The organism is Proteus vulgaris (assembly GCF_016239305.1).
Lineage (GTDB): Bacteria > Pseudomonadota > Gammaproteobacteria > Enterobacterales > Enterobacteriaceae > Proteus > Proteus vulgaris_C.
This window is the reverse complement of the sequence record NZ_JAEHOQ010000046.1, coordinates 1-7,036: the sequence shown is the minus strand read 5'-3', so window position 1 is coordinate 7,036 and position 7,036 is coordinate 1. Positions and strand designations below refer to the sequence as shown.

7 protein-coding genes are annotated in these 7,036 nt (G+C 36.7%); 2 read left to right on the top strand and 5 right to left on the bottom strand.

Features of this window, described 5'->3' with window-relative positions:
- Window positions 1–448: 448 nt before the first annotated feature.
- From dhaM to JEP40_RS18745, 4 genes are all read right to left on the bottom strand, one after another.
- Window positions 449–1,897 (bottom strand): dihydroxyacetone kinase phosphoryl donor subunit DhaM, encoded by a 1,449-nt coding sequence (gene dhaM, locus JEP40_RS18760; protein ID WP_198624780.1) that lies wholly within the window; start codon window positions 1,895–1,897, stop codon window positions 449–451.
- A 41-nt stretch (window positions 1,898–1,938) separates the two neighbouring features.
- Window positions 1,939–2,571 (bottom strand): dihydroxyacetone kinase subunit DhaL, encoded by a 633-nt coding sequence (gene dhaL / locus JEP40_RS18755; RefSeq protein ID WP_198624779.1) that lies wholly within the window; start codon window positions 2,569–2,571, stop codon window positions 1,939–1,941.
- A 29-nt stretch (window positions 2,572–2,600) separates the two neighbouring features.
- Window positions 2,601–3,665, bottom strand: coding sequence for a dihydroxyacetone kinase subunit DhaK (dhaK, locus tag JEP40_RS18750; RefSeq protein ID WP_198624778.1), 1,065 nt, complete (start codon window positions 3,663–3,665; stop codon window positions 2,601–2,603).
- 262 nt (window positions 3,666–3,927) lie between these two features.
- Window positions 3,928–4,188, bottom strand: coding sequence for an ogr/Delta-like zinc finger family protein (locus tag JEP40_RS18745; RefSeq protein ID WP_023582814.1), 261 nt, complete (start codon window positions 4,186–4,188; stop codon window positions 3,928–3,930).
- A 567-nt stretch (window positions 4,189–4,755) separates the two neighbouring features.
- Here JEP40_RS18745 and JEP40_RS18740 point away from each other — a divergent pair.
- Both JEP40_RS18740 and JEP40_RS18735 read left to right on the top strand, forming a co-directional pair.
- The gene (locus JEP40_RS18740) at window positions 4,756–5,058 is read left to right on the top strand and encodes a phage holin family protein (RefSeq protein WP_115350199.1); all 303 of its coding nucleotides are present in this window, start codon (window positions 4,756–4,758) and stop codon (window positions 5,056–5,058) included.
- A gap of 74 nt (window positions 5,059–5,132) precedes the next feature.
- Window positions 5,133–5,330 carry a hypothetical protein gene (locus tag JEP40_RS18735; RefSeq protein ID WP_198624777.1) on the top strand — a complete coding sequence of 66 codons (198 nt, stop codon included), beginning with the start codon at window positions 5,133–5,135 and terminating at the stop codon, window positions 5,328–5,330.
- Window positions 5,331–5,356: 26 nt separating this feature from the next.
- On the opposite strand, the gene JEP40_RS18730 is transcribed toward JEP40_RS18735, so the two are convergent.
- Window positions 5,357–6,928: a fimbrial protein gene (locus JEP40_RS18730; RefSeq protein WP_198624776.1), complete on the bottom strand. Its 1,572-nt coding sequence runs from the start codon at window positions 6,926–6,928 to the stop codon at window positions 5,357–5,359.
- Window positions 6,929–7,036 lie beyond the last annotated feature (108 nt).

The following is a 7,036-nucleotide window of genomic DNA, read 5'->3' as shown; positions in this document are numbered from 1 at the left end:
AAGTTATAATTCTGATTTTAATTTTTAAGTAATATTTTCATTCAGCAAGGAGTGAAATTGTATTTCTAATCTATAGTAGAAGAGTGTTTTTTATAAAATAAAACTAATTGTTATCTAATTATGACTTGTATTTAATGAAAGGTGGGAAATAATTGTTTAATATTGTTTTTTGATTGTCAAAAAAATATATTCTTTTAATGATTGGTCTGTTTTTTTAATATAAAATAATTATATTTTTAATAAAGTAATCTAGCGTTATTATTTTATTAAATATTATTTTTTAATACGAAAACTTAATTAATTTATTTTAAATTTGAAATAAAAGTTCATCTTTTTCTGAAGATTTAATCAATGCATTTCCTTTATTTTATTAATAGTCATTGCATATTTTGTTGACTTACCCGCACATGATTGTGCGGGTTTTTATGCAGTTAATGTGAAAAGGAGTTTATTGCGTTATCGGTTCAATAATTAATTCACCCTTATTTGTATCTAATTTTAACTTTTGAGATTCAGTCACTTTTAATAGCGTGGATCCTAAATTGACTAACATCGGTAAGCACATTTCAGCCGCGATAATGGCGGTGTGAGAGCGACTATCACCTTTAGCTAAAGCAATGCCAACTAATGGACTATCAGCTAATTGGATTAAGGTGGAAGGGAAAAGCTCGTTAGCAACCAAAATAGCCGGTTGTGATGGTGTAAATGTAGGGCGCGTTTTATCTTGCAACTGATAAAGGACTTGATTACGCAGATCACGAAGATCAAGTTCACGCGCCCGCAAATAAGGATCAGTAAGTGCACAATAAAGCTGTATTCTCTCTTGCATTTCATCAGACCAGCTTTGTTGTGCGTTAATTTTTTCTTCTTTAATACGATCAATTACAGATGAAATTAATTCATCATCATCTAACATCATGACATGGCCATTAAAAATGGCCCCAATATGCTCACCAAAGGTTTGATTGGCTTTTTCAGCATACTGTTTTAGTACGTTTAACGTATTTTTGATGGCATGATTAAATTTAACGATTTGAGTGTCAATATCTATTGATTCAGATAAATTTTCTATAGGCGACAATTCGGTTTCATACCAAATAAAAGCTGGAGCTTTAATTTGGGCGATAGGGGCTAAAATACCTTTTAGGGTTGTGGTATCAGAATCAGAAGGGATCTCTTCGCCAAAGCCATTTTGAGCGAGTTCAAGAAAGGCTGCGATCGCCTCATCTTCTTGCTCACCAGATGCAATTAAAGTGATTTTATCACCTTGGCGAATTTGTATTAATGAGAGTTGATTTAAACTCAGAGGATTAATTCGCCTATCACCTTTAACTAATTGATAATCAGCATGAAAGGTTGAAAGTACTTCCACTAAAGTGGCTGCCGGTCTTACATGTAAACCGTGAGGATTACGCACGACCCAACTTGCCTCTTTTCCCTGAATTTTGACGGGGGCATTAATATCATTTTTAGGCTGGACGAAGTTTTCGCCAAGTTGAATTTTTTTGGGGTATAACGAGTTTGAGGCTTCTTCAATGACTTTTTCTAAAGAAGCACCAGAAGAGGCGGCAACGACCGCTGCAAGTGTACCTTCAACTAATGGTGCAGAGCAGAGTGTAACTTTTTCAGCGAGTTCGGGATCAAGTAATTCAATTGCAGTTTCTGCACTTAATATGGCACTACCTAAATCCATCATCACAACGATAGATTGTGCCTGTGAAAGTGATTCAATTGCAGTCATAATTTTAACAGCATCCGTACCAATCGTATGTTCTTCATCGTTAATACCGGCCGCGACCGCAAGTTGACAGTGAGCAGGATTAATCATCTGGTTTGCAAGTTCTGCCACACCATCAGCGAGATGTTTACTATGAGAAACAATAACAATATTTATCATGGTAGACCTTTATGGGTTGCTTGTATTGGTTACTTGGTCAGTTATGCATTAATGCTATTTGCAAGGGCTTGTATCATTAGCACAACAGATGCACTACCGGGATCTTTATGCCCGATACTGCGCTCACCTAAGTAGCTTGCTCGTCCTTTTCGAGCTTGCATTGGAATGGTATTTTCAGCAGCTTTTTCGGCCACAATGTGTGCTTGAGTAAGGGCTTCTTTGATAGAAAGGTTTTGCTCATTAGATTGCTTTAATGACTCAACCACAGGCCACCAAACATCACACATGGTTTTGTCATTGGGCTGTGCTTTTCCTCGGCTCACAATACCTTCTACACCTTCAGTGACCATTTCAACAAGTTGATTGAGTTCTAAATTTTGTAATGAAGCTGTCGGTTTTGCAGCACGGATAAAGAAGGTACCAAAGAGGGGACCACTTGCTCCGCCAATATTTGAGAGTAACGTCATGCCTGTGGTTTTAAGGATCGTACCAATATCTTGGTCTTTAAATTCAGGCAGTTTTTCAAGTACCTTTCTAAAACCACGATTCATATTTAATCCGTGGTCGGCATCACCTATTTCACGATCTAAGTCTGTCAGATAATCACTATTTTGTTCAAAAAGTGATGCACATTGTTCTAACCAAAGAATGATTTGAGCATGGGTTAAAGCCATTTCGTGTTCCTTTTTTTGTAATTAAAAACTTATTTCACCATCGCTGGTGTATTAACAGGTGCATCCCATAAGGTAAGTAATTCATCATCAACTTTTAGTAATGTAATTGAGATCCCTGACATATCGAGCGAAGTACAATAAGAACCAATTAAAGAACGTTCGATGGTTAAGCCAAATTTTTCACAGCATTGAGTTAAATGGTGATAAACACCATAAAGTTCAGATTGTAGTGTGGCGCCCAGGTTATTAACTAAAGCAATAATGCGATCGCCAGATTTTAAAGGCTGTTTTTCCTGATTTTCATCGATCCAAGTGCCGTTTTCACGATCCCAATAACGGATCACTCGTTGATAGTGACCATTTTCAATTAAGGTCGTAAACATGGCATCAACGGTCTCATTGAGTGACGTGAATTTACGGCGATCAATACCTGGCTCGCCATGGATCCCAACACCAAATTCCATTTCATTTTCAGGTAAAGTAAAAGATGGTTTTCCCGCGGCTGGCACCGTACAGGCTTCCAAGGCAATGCCGATAGAAAAACCATTATTATTAATGCGATGACCTAATTTAACTAGCTTATCAAGAGAGTCGCCTCTTTCAGCTGCTGCCCCTAGTAGTTTTTCCATTAAAACAGTATTGGCAACACCACGGCGTCCTGCTGTATATAAGCTATCTTTAACGGCAACATCATCATCAACTAAGACGGTTGCGATTTTTACACCATCGTCATGAAGCAGTTCTGTGGCCGTTTCAAAGTTAAGTACGTCACCTGTGTAGTTTTTCACGATCATTAAAACACCTTCACCACTATCAATCTCTTTGGCGCAGTCATACATTTTATCCGGTGTTGGTGACGTAAATATTTCACCTGGGCATGCACCATCGAGCATACCTTTACCTACAAAGCCTGCGTGCATGGGTTCATGCCCGCTTCCGCCACCGGATAGCAACGCAACTTTACCTTTTATTGGAGCATCTTTTCGCGTGACATAAAAAGAGGAAGGATGAAGTTTGATTTCAGGATGGGCCTCTGCAAAGCCTTGTAGTTGTTCAGATAACACGTCATCAACTCGATTAATCAGCTTTTTCATCTTAAATGCTCCATTTGGAATTTGTGTTTAGTCTTTAAACCAGAAATCGATTTTCTGGTCTATGTGGCTGACAAATTATTAATTAAAGGATGGGCAAACACGCGGTGCTTGTATTATTTAAAATATAAGAATTATTTTTATTTAGCTTAAAAATAAATCTACATCATTTATCTTTCTATAAGAATAGGTTAGTCAAATAACCTGCCAGAATGGGAGCAAGATCATAAAAATAAATGAAAAAGAGAGTGTCTGATCGTAATGGTTACATGCCTTGCAAAAGAGTGAGTGCTTTCTCTCGTTGTTCTGGAGAAAGGTTTTTAATAACATCTAATAACAATGTATCTTTGTTTTTTGCGCTAGGCATAAGAGTATGGCTAAATGTGAGATTTAAAACAAAGGTATGCCCACATTCAGGATCACGACAAGCACAATAGAGATCGGATAACTCTTTGTGTTTACGATTACTTTTCTTTATAAGTGCTTTTTCACCGCATTCAGGGCAAAAAATAGTTAAGACACGCATCTCGTTTTTTCCTTTGCTATGGGTTATCTGATACCTTCTATATTAGCTTAAATTTGTATTATAACCAGCCTATTTATTGTTTTTTTATATAACTCTTTGTTTTAAGACTATCTGAAGATGTTTAAAACAAGTTTATTTGTTTTTGTTGATGTGAATAGTTCGGTTATTGTCGGTTATCAACCCTTAACCGACAATAACCGAACAAATTTACTAGCCTGAAATACAAACTTTATAGATAATAGCTTCACGTTAAATCATACGGAGAGTGATAACGAATTGAATTTATTGTTTATTTATTTTCAGGATGAGTGAGTAAATAGACAAGGATGTCTATCACAAATTAACAAGGAAGTTAGCAGTAATATAACTGAATAGCTTGTTTTTTATCGCAGATGGATGTTGCGCATAGTTGAAATAAAAGGAACTTACGTTATCTCAATCAGGATTTATTCAGTTACAACAAGGTCGTGGCTGACTGCTAATTCTTTACAGATTATCTGGTGAATGTTGGGAGGTGAGGGTTCTTTTTACAGTTAAATAAAGTGTGATCAGAGATGAGGTGTATTCATGGATGAATATGACAACACATTAATATCGTTGGTGATCGTAGGCGCATTTATTGCATTAGGGAAGATGCTCGTTGCGAATGAAACAATGACATTAAGATTGTTCATTGGCAAAATTATTTTAGGCTCTGCGGTTTCAGTTGTTGCTGGTGTGCTGCTTATTTTATGGCCTGGAATTAATTCTGTCGCAGTAATGGGAATAGGCTCTGCGCTCGGTATTGTGGGTTATCAATTAGTCGAAATCTGGTTACGTAAACGAGGTAATCAATTTTTTTCAGGAAAAGAAAAAGATGATACCAAGTAAAAAGTGCAACACGTTTTCATCATAATAAAAGTCGGTAAGGTCAATTTTGTCTCGAATGACTAAGGAGTTAGGTCATGTCCAACACACTAGCGGTATATGCATGGATTGCACTAATGGCGTTTAGTTTGGGTTGGATTGCTCAAGGATGGCATCGAGACAATATAACGTTAGAACAACGGATGTTAATAACGACAATCGAAGATCAAGCAAGCATGGATGCTTGCCTTGATCTTCAACTTTTTCCTTATGTATTAGAGGAAACGCATCTCTAATAGGAATAAGAAAACGCTTATTTCACTTAGTGAATATCAGTCCCTGACCATTCTGCAAACACATTGACATAACCGCGAGCTTCTACCACACCAATCCAGTCTTCGCCCTCCATTGAGAAAAGAGAGGTACTTTCATTCATTGGGAAAGTGAGTTGTAAATCGGTACGATAAAAATAACCCTCTAACTGATAAGGATAAGGCCATGTAGTTTGTGTCCATAAGGCATCTTTAATAGAGATAGGTACATTATCACAAGCCGCTCGATTTTTGACTTTTGAGCCACTGGCATCGGTATAAGTCAGATAAGCTGAAAAAGGTACATTCATTTTTTTATCTTTGGAGCTAAATAAGCAATAAGATTGTCCTCGGATCGTGGTTTTAGGTCCTTCAACCGCCGCAGTAATTTTATTTGCTTGGCGAAATGCACTGGTCGTGACGATATAATCAAATGTTAATGGTGGCTCTTTATCACCCACCTTTCCTTCTCTATAAGGATTGTTGACTAATTCTTTAGAGATAATACTAATGCCATAATCACGAGGCTTGATAATTATCGTGTTAGAGGGGGTAAATTCATAATATCCCGATTGAGTTACTGCAGTATTGGTAAAACTAAAAGTAAATAAATCTTGGCTCTTAGAGAGATCTACGTTGTTTTTAATTAATTTTTTGAAAAAACTTTTTGTAAAATGAACATAAACGCCCCCATCACCAGGAGTGATTAAATAAGAGGCGATGGTTGGTGAAGAGTAATAAAAGGTTCTTGATGTAGGCGTTGCTGAAAGAAGAATATCACTCGCTGTTGGTGTAAATGATAATGTCTTTGTATCTACTTTCATTGCTAGTCTCATGACATTTAAGCTTTCACCGTTTAGCTCATAATCGACCATCTTACAGACAACATTATCGCCAATAACTTCACAAAATTTAGAGCCTAAACCTAATACGGCATTGCCTTCACTATCGACAAAAATCTCTTGTAACGCATTGGTTGATTTTAGTCTTATATGCCCTTTTTTGGTAATCGCAAAACTTTGTTCAGTCACTTTACCGTTTACAGAGCGACATGTTTGACCTAATGCAGGGTTGTAGTCATCCTTGGTATAGCAGAAAAAATAACTAAAGTTTTCTATACTACCAACGGGTAAAGTTTGCATATATTGATAAAATGAATCAGAGAATATCGCCCTAGGAATACCCGCTTCACCACCATGAGTATTCATATAAGCACGATACATTCCATTACTTAAAACCTGTTCAGGTCTTTGTATGCCATCAGAAGGACAATCTCTATATGTTCGCCAGCAACGGTTACCAATAAATGGCATTTTAATTGGGGAGTTTTCTAACCAAATATCAAAGTAATTATTGATAGGTACTACGCCCGTATATCCCATGTAACCTAAACTAAGTTGATTATCACTATATTTGGTAAAAACGTTAGCACCACTAAAACGGGGATCTGTTTTTTGAGGTGTAATAAAATATTCGTTATCAATATTGTTCTCAATAAAAACAATATCATTGGTATAGGTTGCTGCATTACATGCAAATGTAGTAAAAAGGGCGAGTATTAATAATAGGTAATGTTTAAACATTATATTACTTTCCTTTAATTCCGAACCGCCAACGTCGTTTGCGGATCACAAATCACATCACCTACCCACAACACACCTCGAGCTGATGATAAGTCTAATTCAGCCTCG

What these genes read in the sequence shown, in the direction of transcription:
- dhaL (WP_198624779.1), bottom strand. Translation starts at nt 2,571, where the DNA reads ATGGCTTTAACCCATGCTCAAATCATTCTTTGGTTAGAACAATGTGCA.
- dhaK (WP_198624778.1), bottom strand. Translation starts at nt 3,665, where the DNA reads ATGAAAAAGCTGATTAATCGAGTTGATGACGTGTTATCTGAACAACTA.
- JEP40_RS18745 (WP_023582814.1), bottom strand. Translation starts at nt 4,188, where the DNA reads ATGCGTGTCTTAACTATTTTTTGCCCTGAATGCGGTGAAAAAGCACTT.
- dhaM (WP_198624780.1), bottom strand. Translation starts at nt 1,897, where the DNA reads ATGATAAATATTGTTATTGTTTCTCATAGTAAACATCTCGCTGATGGT.
- JEP40_RS18740 (WP_115350199.1), top strand. Translation starts at nt 4,756, where the DNA reads ATGGATGAATATGACAACACATTAATATCGTTGGTGATCGTAGGCGCA.
- JEP40_RS18730 (WP_198624776.1), bottom strand. Translation starts at nt 6,928, where the DNA reads ATGTTTAAACATTACCTATTATTAATACTCGCCCTTTTTACTACATTT.
- JEP40_RS18735 (WP_198624777.1), top strand. Translation starts at nt 5,133, where the DNA reads ATGTCCAACACACTAGCGGTATATGCATGGATTGCACTAATGGCGTTT.